The organism is Streptomyces sp. PTY087I2 (assembly GCF_001687325.1).
Lineage (GTDB): Bacteria > Actinomycetota > Actinomycetes > Streptomycetales > Streptomycetaceae > Streptomyces.
Window position 1 is genome coordinate 90,693 of record NZ_LZRD01000019.1, and the last position, 13,871, is coordinate 104,563.

12 protein-coding genes are annotated in these 13,871 nt (G+C 72.5%); 6 read left to right on the forward strand and 6 right to left on the reverse strand.

All coding sequences use genetic code 11. The annotated features are described in order from the left end of the window. Positions 1-73 precede the first annotated feature (73 nt). The gene (locus tag A3Q37_RS21280; RefSeq protein WP_065487057.1) at positions 74-718 is read left to right on the forward strand and encodes a TetR/AcrR family transcriptional regulator; all 645 of its coding nucleotides are present in this window, start codon (positions 74-76) and stop codon (positions 716-718) included. Between the two features lie 128 nt (positions 719-846). Then, on the forward strand, positions 847-1,524 hold the full coding sequence (locus tag A3Q37_RS21285) for a DUF2238 domain-containing protein (protein ID WP_065487059.1): 678 nt from the start codon (positions 847-849) through the stop codon (positions 1,522-1,524). Positions 1,525-1,532: 8 nt separating this feature from the next. Here A3Q37_RS21285 and A3Q37_RS21290 read toward each other — a convergent pair whose 3' ends face one another. Then, positions 1,533-2,396, reverse strand: coding sequence for a MaoC/PaaZ C-terminal domain-containing protein (locus A3Q37_RS21290; RefSeq protein WP_065487061.1), 864 nt, complete (start codon positions 2,394-2,396; stop codon positions 1,533-1,535). A gap of 5 nt (positions 2,397-2,401) precedes the next feature. Continuing rightward, entirely contained in the window at positions 2,402-3,724 is a 1,323-nt protein-coding gene (locus A3Q37_RS21295) for a 3-oxoacyl-ACP reductase (protein ID WP_065487063.1), read from the reverse strand. A 100-nt stretch (positions 3,725-3,824) separates the two neighbouring features. Between A3Q37_RS21295 and A3Q37_RS21300 the strand changes: the two genes are divergently transcribed. Then, positions 3,825-5,120 carry an acetyl-CoA C-acetyltransferase gene (locus tag A3Q37_RS21300; protein WP_176711475.1) on the forward strand — a complete coding sequence of 432 codons (1,296 nt, stop codon included), beginning with the start codon at positions 3,825-3,827 and terminating at the stop codon, positions 5,118-5,120. 71 nt (positions 5,121-5,191) lie between these two features. Next, positions 5,192-7,114 (forward strand): long-chain fatty acid--CoA ligase, encoded by a 1,923-nt coding sequence (locus tag A3Q37_RS21305; RefSeq protein ID WP_065487065.1) that lies wholly within the window; start codon positions 5,192-5,194, stop codon positions 7,112-7,114. A gap of 143 nt (positions 7,115-7,257) precedes the next feature. On the opposite strand, the gene A3Q37_RS21310 is transcribed toward A3Q37_RS21305, so the two are convergent. The 4 genes from A3Q37_RS21310 to A3Q37_RS37910 all read right to left on the reverse strand — a co-directional run bounded on the left by A3Q37_RS21310 (position 7,258) and on the right by A3Q37_RS37910 (position 11,545). Further along, positions 7,258-7,500 carry a type II toxin-antitoxin system Phd/YefM family antitoxin gene (locus tag A3Q37_RS21310; protein ID WP_065487067.1) on the reverse strand — a complete coding sequence of 81 codons (243 nt, stop codon included), beginning with the start codon at positions 7,498-7,500 and terminating at the stop codon, positions 7,258-7,260. A 103-nt stretch (positions 7,501-7,603) separates the two neighbouring features. Beyond that, the gene (locus A3Q37_RS21315; protein WP_065487070.1) at positions 7,604-8,773 is read right to left on the reverse strand and encodes a polyprenyl synthetase family protein; all 1,170 of its coding nucleotides are present in this window, start codon (positions 8,771-8,773) and stop codon (positions 7,604-7,606) included. Continuing rightward, positions 8,770-10,206, reverse strand: a complete 1,437-nt coding sequence (locus A3Q37_RS21320; protein ID WP_065487072.1) for a cytochrome P450 — start codon at positions 10,204-10,206, stop codon at positions 8,770-8,772. Before A3Q37_RS21320 ends, A3Q37_RS21315 begins: the two co-directional genes overlap by 4 nt. 85 nt (positions 10,207-10,291) lie before the next feature. Continuing rightward, a complete protein-coding gene (locus A3Q37_RS37910; protein WP_079137910.1) occupies positions 10,292-11,545 on the reverse strand; it encodes a hypothetical protein in 1,254 nt (417 codons plus the stop codon). 430 nt (positions 11,546-11,975) lie between these two features. On the opposite strand from A3Q37_RS37910, the gene A3Q37_RS21330 reads away from it, so the two are divergent. Both A3Q37_RS21330 and A3Q37_RS21335 read left to right on the forward strand, forming a co-directional pair. Continuing rightward, the gene (locus A3Q37_RS21330; protein ID WP_065487074.1) at positions 11,976-12,809 is read left to right on the forward strand and encodes a M23 family metallopeptidase; all 834 of its coding nucleotides are present in this window, start codon (positions 11,976-11,978) and stop codon (positions 12,807-12,809) included. 167 nt (positions 12,810-12,976) lie between these two features. After that, on the forward strand, positions 12,977-13,864 hold the full coding sequence (locus A3Q37_RS21335) for an MOSC domain-containing protein (protein WP_065487075.1): 888 nt from the start codon (positions 12,977-12,979) through the stop codon (positions 13,862-13,864). Positions 13,865-13,871 lie beyond the last annotated feature (7 nt).

A 13,871-nucleotide genomic window follows, 5' to 3' on the forward strand; every position in this document is an offset into this window, starting at 1 on the left:
ACGACGCCGGGCCGCCCGCCGCCGTAGGGTGAGAAGAGGAGCAGGGCAGTGGGGGCGGGGGAGGAAGCCGGACGTGGGTGCTGTGAAGAGCAAGCGGATGCCGCGCGCCGTGCGCGAGCAGCAGATGATGGACGCCGCCGTGCGGACCTTCGGGCAGCGCGGCTACCGGGCCGCGTCGATGGACGAGATCGCGGAGCTGGCGGGCGTCTCCAAGCCGTTGGTCTATCTGTATCTGAATTCCAAGGAGGACCTGTTCTCCGCCTGTATCCGCCGTGAGGCGCAGGCCCTGCTGGAGGCGGTACGGGCCGGGGTGGACCCGGAGCTGCCCGCCGACGCCCAACTGTGGGCGGGGCTGCGGGCGTTCTTCGTCCACACCGCCGAGAACCCGGACGCCTGGTCGGTCCTGCACCGTCAGGCCCGCTCGCACGGGGAGCCGTTCGTCAGCGAGGTCGGCTCCATGCGGGACGAGATCGTGGCGTTCGTGACGGGCCTGATCGGAGCCGCCGCCCGCGAGGCCCACAGCGACCCCGCCCTCGCGGACCGGGACGTGGCGGGCCTCGCCCAGGCCCTCGTGGGGGCCGCGGAGTCGCTGGCGGGCTGGGCCAACGACACCCCGGACGTCTCGGCGCGGGAGGCCGCGGCGACCCTGATGAACTTCGCCTGGGCGGGCCTGGAGAACCTGATGCACGCCCGGCCGTGGACGCCCCCGGCGGCATAGCAGGCAACCCCGTCAAGGGTGGGCGGCAACTCAACTTCATCAGCGGCCGATTGAGTAGGTGTACTCAGGAGGGCGCCTGTCCGTGCGGCTGAGACTGGGGGCCCGAACCGACCTCCTAGGAGCAGGCGATGGCCGCCACCACCCCGACCCCCGCCCCGTCGCTGGACATGAGGCTGTCGCCGAGCCGCCGGCTCCCGGCCGCCCTGGCCGTCGCGGTGACCGCGGCGCTCGTCGTGTCGAGGTTCGGCGCCGCCGACCCGACCACCTGGCTGCTGGAGACGGTGTGGGTGATGGCGGGCCTGCCGCTGGTCATCCTCCTCCGCAACCGCTTCCCGCTGAGCGGCCTGCTCTGCGGGCTGCTGGCGGCACATGCCCTGGTGCTCATCGTGGGCGGCCACTACACCTACGCGGAGGTGCCGGCCGGAGACTGGGTGCGCGACTGGCTCGGCTGGGAGCGCAACCCCTACGACCGCTTCGGCCACCTCGTGCAGGGCTTCGTCCCGGCGATCCTCGTACGCGAACTGCTCGTTCGTACCTCCCCGTTGCGCGGCAGCCGCTGGCTCCCCGTGCTCACCGTCTGCGCCTGCCTGGCCTTCAGCGCCGTCTTCGAGATGCTGGAATGGCTGGCGGCCGTCACCGGAGGCGAGGCCGCGGACGCGTTCCTGGGAACGCAGGGGGACGTGTGGGACACCCAGTGGGACATGTTCTGCGCCCTGATCGGTGCCACCTGCGCCCTGCTGCTCCTGAGCCGCGTCCACGACCGTGCCCTCGGCCGCCTCGGCCTGGAGCGGTCCACCCGCCGCTGAACCCCGGCCTACCGCGTCACCGTCCCCACCAGGTGCGTGCGCCCCTCCGCCCCGCGCAGCGCGAAGGCGTTCCCGGCGGGATCGGCGGCGTACGTCACGGTGGCGGGCAGCAGGACGGGAGCCTTGAACTCAGCCCGTACGGAAGTGAGTTCGGCGGGATCGTCCACCTCGGCGAGGCAGCGGGCGACCGTCCACATGCCGTGCGCGATGGCCCGGGGAAAGCCGAACAGCCGGGCGGTGAGCGGATGGAGGTGGATCGGGTTGCGGTCCCCGGAGGCGGCCCCGTAGCGCCGCCCGAGATCACCGGGCAGCCGCCACTCGGCGACGGCGGGCAGATCGTCGGGGACGTCCGGGGCCGAAGCCGTGCGGGGCGAGGCAACCGCGTCCGTCGTGGCGGAGTGCGAGGCGGTCGCGTTCGCCGTCGCATGCCGGGACAGGTAGCCGCTGCGGGACTCCCACACCAGCTCCTCGCCCACCCGCGCCTCGGTCACCATCGTGACCTCGGTCCCTCGCCGGTGCGGCGTCAACCCATCGGCGTAAACCGTCAGTTCGAGCGGTTCCGTGGGCTGCACGGCCCGGGCCGGGGTGATCTCGATCCAGGTGTGGACGAGCCCGAGGACCGGCAGCGGGAAGGCGCGCCCGGTCATCAGCCGCATGGTGAGCGGAAAGGCCAGCACATGCGGATACGTCAGCGGCAGCGGGCCCGACTCCGCGAACCCGCAGATCCGGGCGTACGCCGCGAGCGGCCCGGGGGCGACGGGCGCGGCCGGGCGGGTCAGGCGGCCCGGGGGCAGGGTGGCGTCCGGGCGTCCGGCGCGCTTGAACGGTGACGTGACGGCCCCGCGCACGAGCGAGGCGCTGAGTGAGGTCATCGCTCTCACGCCCCCAGCAGGCTCTGGCCGCAGACGCGCAGCACCTGGCCGTTGACGGCGGCGGAGCCGGGCTGCGCGAACCAGGCGACGGCCTCGGCGACGTCCACCGGAAGCCCGCCCTGCGAAAGGGAGTTCATGCGGCGGCCCGCCTCGCGGATGAACAGCGGCACGGCGGCGGTCATCTTCGTCTCGATGAACCCGGGGGCCACCGCGTTGACCGTGACGCCGTGTTCGGCGGCGGCGCGCGGGCCGAGCGAGCGGACGAGGCCGATGACGCCGGCCTTGCTGGCCGCGTAGTTGGTCTGGCCGTTGTTGCCGGCGATGCCCGCGATGGAGGCGGTGGCGACGACCCGGCCGCCCCGGTTCAGGGTGCCCGAGGTGAGGAGTTCGTCGGTGGTGCGGAGCACGCTGTCGAGGTTGACGTCGATGACCTGGGCCCAGCGGTCGGCCGGCATGTTGGCGAGGCGGCGGTCGCGGGTGATGCCCGCGTTGTGGACGAGGACGTCGAGTCCGTCCGGTGCGGCGGCGGCGATCCGGGCGGCGGCGTCGGGTGCGGTGATGTCCAGCGGCAGCGCGGTGGCCCCGAGCCGGTCGGCGGTGCGCACCAGGTCGTCCTGGGCCTGCGGGACGTCCAGCACGATGACGTGCGCCCCGTCGCGGGCGAGCACCGAGGCGACGGACGCGCCGATGCCCCGCGCCGCGCCGGTGACCAGGGCGGTGCGGCCGGTGAGCGGGGCGTCCTCGTCGGCCACGGGATCCGGGGCGGCGGTGGTCAGCTCGATCACCTGGCCGCTGACGTAGGCGGACCGGGGGGAGAGCAGGAAGCGGAGGGTGGACTCGGCGGCCCCCGGCGCGGCCCCGGTCGGAATCCGCACGAGCTGCGCGGTGGAGCCGCGCCCGATCTCCTTCCCCAGCGACCGGACGAAACCCTCCAACGCCTGCTGCGCAGCGGCCTGATGGTGGTCCTCGGAGGACGGGGGCGTGCCGATGACGACGATCCGGCCACCGGGAGCCTGCGACCGTACAACAGGATGCAGGGCCGCGTGCACCTCGGCGAGACCCCGCGCGGAGGTGACCCCCGTGGCGTCCAGCACGATCCCGGCGGGCCGCGCGGCCTGGGCGTCGACCGTCAGCCCGGTCGCGGCGAGCACCTTCGCCAGCTCGTCCGTGATCGCCGAGCCCCCGGCGGTCAGATGCAGCAGCGGCCCGTCCAGGCGCGGGGTGTCCAGGCTCCAGCGGCGCAGCGGGGCGGGCTGCGGCAGGCCGAGCCGGCGGGTGAGGAAACGGCCGGGGGCTGTGCCGGTGAGGTGCAGATAGCGATCGGCCATTGTCCTGACTCCCTGCTCGGTCGTAGATTTACTCCTGAGTAAGGTTACTGAAGAGTCAGGATCTGGTCGAGATGAACAATCCCGGACCGACCGAGACGAGATGGTCACGATGACGCGCCAGGACCCGTTCGTGCCGCTCTCCCCGCCCCAGCCACGCCGCGTGGCGGTCATCGGCGGCAGCCGCACCCCCTTCGCCCGCTCCGACGGCCCGTACGCGACCGCCTCCAACCAGGACCTGCTGACGGCCGCGCTGAACGGCCTGGTCGAGCGGTACGGACTGGCCGGGGACCGGGTCGGCGCGTTCGTCGCGGGCGCGGTCCTCAAGCACAGCCGCGACTTCAACCTGGCGCGGGAGACGGTCCTCGGCTCCGCCCTCGACTCGCGCACACCCGCCTACGACATCCAACAGGCCTGCGGCACCGGCCTCCAGGCGGTCATCGCCGCCGCGAACCAGATCGCGCTCGGGTCCGTCGACTCGGCGATCGCGGGCGGCTCCGACACCACCAGCGACGCCCCGCTCGGCGTCAACGACGACCTGCGCCGCATCCTGCTCGCCGCCCGCCGCGCGAAGACGACGGGCGCCCGCCTCGCGGCCCTGTCCGCCGTACGCCCCCGCCACCTCGTCCCGGACATCCCGCGCAACGCCGAACCCCGCACCGGCCTGTCGATGGGCGACCACGCCGCCGTCACCGCCCGCCGCTGGGCGGTCACCCGCGAGGACCAGGACCAGCTGGCCGCCACGAGCCACCAGCGCCTGGCCGCCGCGTACGAACGGGGTTTCCTGGACGATCTGGTGGTCCCGTTCCGGGGCCTGGACCGCGACCAGAACCTGCGCCTGGACTCGACGCCCGAGAAACTGGCGCGCCTGAAGCCGGTGTTCGGCACGGACGACCCCAACCCGACGATGACAGCGGGCAATTCGACGCCGCTGACGGACGGGGCGGCCACGGTCCTGCTGGCGAGCGAGGAGTGGGCGCGGGCCCGCGACCTGGAGCCGCTGGCGTACCTCTCCCTGTACGAGACGGGCGCGGTCGACTACGTGGACGGCGACGACGGCCTCCTCATGGCCCCGGCGTACGCGGTGCCGCGCCTGCTGGAGCGGGCCGGCCTCGGCATCGAGGACTTCGACCTGTACGAGATCCACGAGGCGTTCGCCTCCCAGGTGCTGGCGACCCTCGCCGCCTGGGAGAAGCAGGGCCTCGCCCCGGTGGACCGCACCCGCCTGAACGTGGCCGGCTCCTCCCTGGCGACCGGCCACCCGTTCGCCGCGACGGGCGCCCGGATCGTGGCGACGCTGGCGAAACTGCTGGCGGAGCGGGAGGGCCCGGGCCGGGGCCTGATCTCGATCTGCGCGGCGGGCGGGCAGGGGGTGACGGCGATTCTGGAACGCCCGTAAGGACCAGCCCCCTTGCCGGACGGACGACCCGGCGAAGAGACCCGCCCGACCCCCGAACCGAGGAGCCGCACGTGTCAACGCCACCTTCCGCCCCCACGTCCACCACGCCTCCTGGGCCCGTCCTGATCGAACCGACGAAGAAGCGCGGCCCGGACGGCAGGGTCCAGGAGGTCTCCGTACCGAGGTTCGCGCCGCCCGTGCAGCGCGGCTCGCTGGCCGAGATCCCGTTCGACAACGCCCGGGAGGCGCCGGGGGACCTGGTCCTCAGCCGCAAGGACGCCGAGGGCGCGTGGCAGGACGTGAGCGCCGCCGAGTTCGCCGCCGAGGTGCTGGCGGTGGCGAAGGGCCTGATGGCGGAGGGGCTGCGGGCGGGGGACCGGGTCGCGATCATGGCCCGGACGACGTACGAGTGGACGCTGCTGGACTTCGCGGCGTGGGCGGCGGGCCTGGTGACGGTCCCGATCTACCCGACCTCGTCCGCGTTCCAGGCCCGCTGGATCCTCCAGAACTCGGGCGCGATGGCGTGCGCGGTGGAGACGAAGGAGCAGGGCCGCCTGATCAGCCAGGAGCGCAAGCAGCTCGGCGACCTGGCGCATCTGTGGCAGTTCGACACGGGCGCGATCGGCCACCTCAAGTCGCTCGGCAAGGACATCCCGGACGCGGCGGTCGCGGCCCGCCGGGCCACGCTGGAACCGCACAGCCCGGCGACCCTCATCTACACCTCGGGCACGACGGGCCGCCCGAAGGGCTGTGTCCTGACGCACGGCAACTTCTTCGCCGAGGTCGACAACGCGATCGAACTCCTCCACCCGGTCTTCAAGTCGGTCTCGAAGGACCCGGCTTCGACGCTTCTCTTCCTCCCCCTCTCGCACGTCTTCGGCCGGATGGTGGCGATCGGCTGCATGCGGGCGAGAGTCCGCCTGGGCCACGCCCCCTCCATCCAGACGGAAGACCTGCTGGCCGACCTGGCGGGCTTCCGCCCGACGTTCCTGCTGGCCATCCCGTACGTCCTGGAGAAGGTCTACAACACGGGCCGGGCGACGGCGGAGAAGATGGGCCGCGCCTCGTCGTTCGACCGCGCGGCGCGGATCGCCCAGCGCTACGGCAAGGCGGTGGAGGCCGCCGAACACGGTACGGGCCCGGGCCCCGGCCTCGGCCTGCGCGCCGCCCGCGCCCTGTACGACCCGCTGGTCTACCGCCGTATCCGGGCGGCGCTGGGCGGCAAGGTCCGGTACGTGATCTGCGGCGGCTCCCCGCTGGGCCGCCGGCTCGCCGCGTTCTACGAGGGCGCGGGCATCGGCATCTTCGAGGGCTACGGCCTGACGGAGACGACGGCGGCCCACACGGTGACCCCGCCCCTCAAACCCCGCCTGGGCACGGTGGGTTGGCCCTTGCCCGGGACCTCGGTGCGCATCGCGGAGGACGGCGAGGTGCTGCTGAGGGGTGGCCAGGTATTCCAGGGCTACTGGGACGGGGAGCGGGCGGAGGTGGCCCCGGCGCTGCTGGCGGACGACTGGTTCCCGACGGGCGACCTGGGCGCGCTGGACGAGGACGGCTACCTGACGATCACGGGCCGCAAGAAGGACATCATCATCACGTCGGGCGGCAAGAACGTCACCCCGGCCCCTCTGGAGGACTGGCTGCGCGCCCACCCCCTGGTCAGCCAGTGCATGGTGGTCGGCGACAACCGCTCGTTCATCACCGCCCTGATCACCCTGGAGCCGGACGGCCTCCGGCACTGGCGCCAGATGACCAAGAAGCAGGACATCCCGATGCGCGACCTGATCCACGACGAGGACCTGCGCACGTCCTTGCAGAAGGCGGTGGACGAGGCGAACCGCCTGGTCTCGCGGGCCGAGTCGATCCGCAAGTTCACGGTCCTGCCGGTGGACTTCACGGAGGAGAACGGCCACTTGACGCCGTCGCTGAAGCTGAAACGGGAGGCGATCGCGCGGGACTTCGCGGGGGAGATCGAGGGGTTGTACCGGAGGTAGGGCTTCGGCGGGGGCCGGGCCCCTTGTCACATGTCGTCGGGGAGCAACCTGAACGCCTTGTGGCCGGTCAGGGGCCGGACCCTACGGAAGTGGCGGTCCGAGGAGCCTGTAGAGGGCGTTGGCGTCGGCAATGGCGATCAGGCTCACGACCCCATCCCCTTGAGCACGTCCTCGATGTCCTCGTCCGTGAGGTCGGGGAGGCCGAGGTCAGGGAGGTCCATGGCGCCCATCGGATCGGTGGGGTAGGGAGGGATGTCGTCGTCGGTGATGGGAACGACGCGCGCTACCGCGGTGCCGTTCTTGGTGACGGTGATGGTCTCGCCGCGTGCCGCCGCAGCGAGGATCTGTGAGGATCGCTGGTTGAATTCGCGGGCCGTGGTCTCCATGTAGTACGTGGTACTACATGGAGACCGGCCGGGGGTGGCGTCAGAGGCCCCTCTCGATGGCAGCCGCGAGGGAGGCCGCCTCAAGGGAGGCCGCCCCGCCCGTTCAGGCGACCTGCTTGCTCCGGACGATCAGCAGGGCCAGGTCGAGCAGCAGGTGGCGGTTCGGACGAGGAAGCAGAGGGGCGAGCCGGTCCCACGCGTCGCGGACCATGTGATCGGCTTCTTCGCGGCCGGCCCGGACGGCTCCGCAGTCCTCCAGTTGCTCGCGTGCCCGGCCCACCTCCTCGTCGTCGAGCGAACCTTCTCCGATCCGGTGCCAGAGACGCTCCAGGCACGACTGCGGAAGCCTGCCCACGGCGTGGGCGAGAGGCATGGTCACCTTGCCGTTCCGCAGGTCCTCGGCGGCCTGCTTGGTCGGCTGCCCGGCGCGGGTCACACCCCGGAGATCGGCGATGTCATCGGCGATCTGGTAGGCCGTGCCGACCGCCGAGCCGAAGGCCACGAGCGCCGCACGCAACTCCGGTGCGGCGCCGGTGACGACGGCGGCCATCTCCATGCCCGCCGAGACCGGGGCGCCGGACTTCAGCCGGTGGGTCAGGCGGACGACGTTCAGCACCACGTCCCGGTCACCCCTGGCCACCGCCCGGTCCATCTCCTCACGGTGCCCCTGGAGATCCAGGGCCTGCCCGGCGTGCCCGGCCCGCAGAGCCGTGAGCAGCAGTGCGCGCAGGTCCCCACCACGCCGTACGTCGTCGGGGTAGGTGAGTTCGACCGCCCGGTCCCACAGGAAGTAGGCGGCTGTTCCGGCGTTCAGGGCCGTCGGCGTGCCGAAGACGGTGTGGGCGGCCGGCTTTCCGCGGCGCAGCGGTGAGGCGTCCTGGACGTCGTCGACCATGAGGGACCCGGTGTGCAGCAGCTCCGTCGCGGCGATCAGCGGCCCGCAGTGTTCGCTGTCGCCACCGAGCAGACCGACGGTCTCCCAGATCATCGCGGGTCTCCACCGGCGGCCCGCCGCATCGGTCAGGTGGCGGACGGGTGCGCTCAGCGCGCGGTGGAGCCGGTCGTCGAGGCTCGGCGCGTCGGCCGGCTCGGTCTCGACCGGGTGGCCGAGCGGTAGCCACGCGGCGCGGGCTTGTGCCGGTGCACGGGGACAGAGGCGGTCGATGTGGTGGTCGAGGCGCTGGACCGTCCGGTCGATGCGCTGCTGGAGCACGTCGGGTGCCGCCATCGGGGCGGGCAGGGCGTCACCCGCGGTCAGGAGGGCGCCGGTCATAGGGGATCGCTTTCGCTCAGGGGCGTCGGGCGGGGGTGGTTCGTCCGTCGGGACCGGTCCGGGACCGACCGGTCCGGGACCGAACGGCCCGGGGGACGAACGGGGCTCGGCTCGCGGGGTGCGGCGACCATGGACAGGCCCCTGGGGGTGGGGGTGAGCTCCAGACTGACGCGGACCGTTCCGCCGGGCCGTGCCATGCGGAGGGTCCGTGCGTGGACGAGACTCGCCAGGGCGACGGGCACCAGGATGTCGGCCACCGCGGCGCCGGGGCAGTAGCGCGGCCCCAGCCCGTAGGCGAACAGCGCGTTGGGGGAGAGCGGCGGACTGGCGTCGGGCGACCAGCGCAGGGGGTCGAAATCGTCCGGCCGCGCATAGCGGGCGGGATCGCGGCGCAGCGCCCCCAACGGCAGGGTCACCACGGCCCGGGCGGGCACCGTCTGACCGCCCAGACAGGTGGCGTGACGTGTGCGGCGGACCAGGAACGGGATGCCGTGCATACGCGTGACCTCCCTGATGAAGCCGGTCGTGCGGGGCATCAGGTCGGTCCGGACCGCATCGGCGGAGGCTTCCGGACCGAGGAGGGCGTCGGCCTCGGCCCGGAGGGCTTCCTGGTGCTCCGGGTGACGGCCCAGTTCGTAGCAGGACCAGGCGAGTGTCCCCGTCGTGGCCTCGATGCCCGCCAGCAGCAGCGCGTGCAGATCGTGCAGCACCACGTCCTGATCGTCACCGGAGGCGCGTTTGAGCAGAGAGACGACATCGCCGCCGTCCGGGGACGGTTGATGACGGTCGTACACCTCGCGGGCGGCCTCGTGGAGTGTCGCGACGGCGCGGCGGAAGGCGCGCTGCCGTGGCACGGGAACCCATGGCCACGGTGCCAGCGCGTACTTCCAGATCATCCCGCCCGACAGCGCGGAACGCGCCCGCGAGAGCGCGGAGAGGGTGTCCGAGGACAGCGCGCTGTTCAGGACGCACTCCGCGACGAGCCCGGACACGAGGCGCCCCATCTCGAAGCGCATGTCGACGGGGCGGTCGGCAGGAATCTCGGCGAGCAGGCCCCGGGCCCGGGACCACACGGACGTTCCCAGGTCCGTCAGGTGGGGAGCCGAGAGCGCCGGCCTCATCACCGCCCGCCGGTCACGGTGGGCCTGGCCCTCGGAACCGGGAAGACCACGTCCGGCGACCTCCCGGAGGCTCGGGTCCGCGCCCCAGAACTGGAAGGTGTCCTCCGTGCACCCGACTTTCCGGATGAGCGACGGGTCGTTCATCTGGAACGCGACCGCCGGACCGTTCTTCGTGCGGACGACGGGACCCGCCCGCCGGAGCTTCACCGCGAGATTCGCCGGATCCAGCCAGAAACGCAGAGCGCGGGAGTACGTGACCCGCGACTCCCCATTCGCGCCCGGGCACTTCCCGGAACCTTCCTCATCGGACACGCTCTTCAGCCTCCTGGGGCTCAACTGACCTATGGGCGTACAACTGACCTATGGGCGTACGGGGGTACAGGGGTACGGGGGCGGCCTACGGCCCCTCTGTGAGTTCCGCGAGCTCTTCGACGGCTCGCACGCACGCGCCGGGCAACTCGGCCGCCTCTGGATGGGCCCGGTCGTGGAGAAGGGCGATGCGGGCGGTCTCCGTCGTCCGGGTGAGGGAGAAGTAGCCCAGCAGACCGGGCCCGTTCAGGGCCAGAACGCTCGCTGCGACCAGCGGGGCGCCGAGAACGCTGTAAGCGTCGTTGATGTTGATGTGGCTGGTGGCAAGGCGGAGTTCAGGGCGGAGCACGGACCGGAGCAGCAGTCCGGGAGGTGCTTTCAGGAGGGCTCTCCAGCCGCTGTCGCGCATCCCGGACTCCTTGTGCAGCGTGCTCTGGCCGATGAGGGAGCACAGCTGGTCGTCGGGCGTCGCGAGAGTGCACGGCAACCGGACGACGACCGACACCGACGCGTTCCCCGGAGCGAGTTCCGCCCCCTTCTCGCGGACCGACATCGGCATCATCACCGCGAGGTCACGCACGCCGTCCCCGTGCTGACGCTGCCAGGCCGTGAGCGCGCCGGTCACGGCGGTGAGGAAGACGTCGTTGACGGACACGCCCCGCCGCGACGCCGGCGTCCGCAGCGAGGAGTCGGGGACATCCGCGTACGCCAGGGTCTCGAGCCCGTCGGGAGCCGCGCCGAACCCCTGCGGAACCGTCTCCTCCGGAGGGAGCCTCCTGAGCGGCAGGTTGCGCAGCCAGGCCGATGAGGTCCGGCCCCTCGGGACAGGGCGGTAGGCGTGCGGCCCGCGCACGGGCCCGTCGGCCAGAAGAGCGGCCGCCAGATGAGCTGTACCGATGCCGTCCGCGAGGGCGTGGTCGATACGGAAACACACGCGCTGCACCCCTTCGGCGGGGCACGTCAGCAGGTGCAGATCCCATCCCGGGGCCGGGTCGCGGGACAGCGGGTCACCGGGCGCCGCACGGCCGGGCGCCGCACCACCGGGCAGGGGGCTGCGCAGAACCGCGTCCGTTCTCTCACCCAATTCCTCACCGAGTCGGCCGTCCACCCGCATCTCGCGTACATGCAGCCCGACTTCGGGCGGACCGGTCAGCACCCACGAACGCCCGCCCCGGACCGCGGCGATGCGCAGGGTTTCAAGACGCGCCGCTCGCTCGGCCACCCGGGCGCGTACCTCGTCCAGTGTGAACGAACCGGCAGGGAAATCCAGAACGTGCCCCACCAGCAAGGGCGGACGCGTGGTGCTCGGGATGAGCGCGATCGCGCGGTCCACGGAGTTCATCCGCCGGCCCCGCCCCGTCGTCCCGCCGTAGGGCCTACGGGCGCCTGTCAACACCGCTTGTGCCTGCAAGGAGATCCTCGTATCCGGTCTGCGTCGGGGGTCGCGTATCCGAACGAGGGGCGACCGCAAAGGACACGCCTTCGCCCACCGCGCTTGCCATGGATGCGCTGACCGCCGAGGACTCCTCCCGCATCGGCGCCCGTACCGCCCCCCGTTCGGGCCGCCGGACCGCGGGCCGCACGCCCTGATGTTCGCGGTCGCGGAGGAACAGCCCGACCTGGACGGCGTACCGGGGGCGAACGCTCGGGCGGTCTGTCGCCCGCGTCGAAGTTGCGGCATCCTGATCCCGTTCAACCCGCGTAGATCCATGGGCACTTCGCCACCAGCTGCCCCTCGTCACGGCTCGGTCGTCGACCCCGAAGGATTCCCCATGCGCTCGTCCCGCACCTGCCTCCTGGCCCTGCTCGCGCTCCTCGGAGGCCTGCTCACCGTCACCGCCACCGCGTCACCCGCCGCGGCCGCCCCGAACTTCAAGGCGCCCTACGCCTGCGGCCAGCAGTGGACCTACAGCCATCACTCCGCCGAGGTCAGACAGGCTCTCGACTTCGTCCGCACCGACGGCGGGGGCACGGCCGGCGCCCCGGTTCTCGCCTCGGCCGCCGGGACCGCGTACCGCTACTCGCAGCCGAGCGGCGCGGGCAACTACATCGCCGTCGAGCACGGCGGCGGCTGGAAGACGTACTACTTCCACCTCGCCGCGTTCTCCGTCGCCAACGGGGCCCAGGTCGCCCAGGGCCAGCAGATCGGCACCACCGGCTCCACCGGCAACAGCTCCGGCGCGCACATCCACTACGAGCAGCTCTACAACGGCGTCGGCCAGACCATCGTGATCAACGGCCAGTCTCTCGCGCCGTATCCGGGCTCGTACTACAGCAAGTACCTGACCAGCGACAACGGTTGCGGTGGCGGCGGAGGCGGCAAGTACTGGGTCGACACCTTCGCCAACGCCATCGGCTACGCCGCCGCCAACACGGCGGACGCGCAGGGCGTCCTGAACGCCGGTACCAACTACGTCTACTGCAAGGTGTGGGGAGCGCGGGTCGGCACGGCGAGCCAGTTCAACCACTGGTGGCTGCGCACCGACCTCGACGTCGTGTACGCGGGCAAGAACGGCCGCAACGCGTACGTCTCCGCGTACTACCTCTCCCGCTGGGGCAACGACGAGGCCCGCGACAACAACGGGACGGTGATCCCGAACTGCTGACGCGTGGCCCCGGCCCCGGCACCCCGGCACCCCGGTACCGCGGTGCCGGGGCTTCCTCGCAGCCTGGCGCAAAACCCGTCGATCATCGTCCGCGCGGCCTGGCACCCTGGGCGTAAGGGCCCGACGGCAGCAGATCCGCGGGCAGGGCGCTGCGAAGGAGAGGCCGCATGGCCACGGTCGTCGAACTGATCACCTACCCCGTCAAGGGCTGCGCGGGAACGTCCGTGGACAGTACGCACCTCACCCCGGCAGGGCTCGCCCATGACCGCAGTTTCATGGTCGTCAGCGTCGACGGGGTCTACCGCACCCAGCGCCGCGACCCCCGCCTCGCCCTCGTCCGGCCCACCGTCAGCGCCGACGGCAGCAGGCTCACGCTCGCCTCGGCGGAGCCGGAGCCGGAGGGCGGGCACGGGGCACTGCACCTCGACGTCACCACCTCCGCGCCCCGGCGCGACGTCGACCTGTTCGGTACGGCGTACCAGGGCATCGACCAGGGCGACGAGGCCGCCGCCTGGCTCACGGACTTCCTCGGCACCCCGAGCCGTCTGGTCCGCGTACCGCCGGAGCACGACCGGAAGACCGACGGCCTGACCCCCGGCACCTCCGGTTACGCCGACAGCAGCGCCGTCCACCTGCTCTCCCGCGCCTCCCTGACCCACCTGCACACGCGGCTGGCGGAGCGCGGCGCCCCGCCCCTGGCCATGGACCGCTTCCGCCCGAACATCGTCATCGACAGCCTCCCCGAGGGGTGCCAGGGGGAGGACAGGGCGGCGGACTGGGCGGCCGAACCCCACGCCGAGGACCGGATCCGCCGCGCGACCATCGGCGCGTCCGAACTGGGCTACACCAAGCTCGCCGTACGCTGCGCGGTCACCCTGGTCGACCAGGAGGCGGGCGCCCGGGGCGGCCCGGAACCACTGCGGACGCTCGCGGACTACCGGCGCTTCTCGGCGGGCGGGGTGGTGTTCGGCGCGAAGTTCGCCGTGGTCCGCCCGGGGAAGCTGTCGGTGGGCGACGAGGTGGCGGTGGAGGAGTGGGGCGAGGCCGAGCGCTGACGCCTCT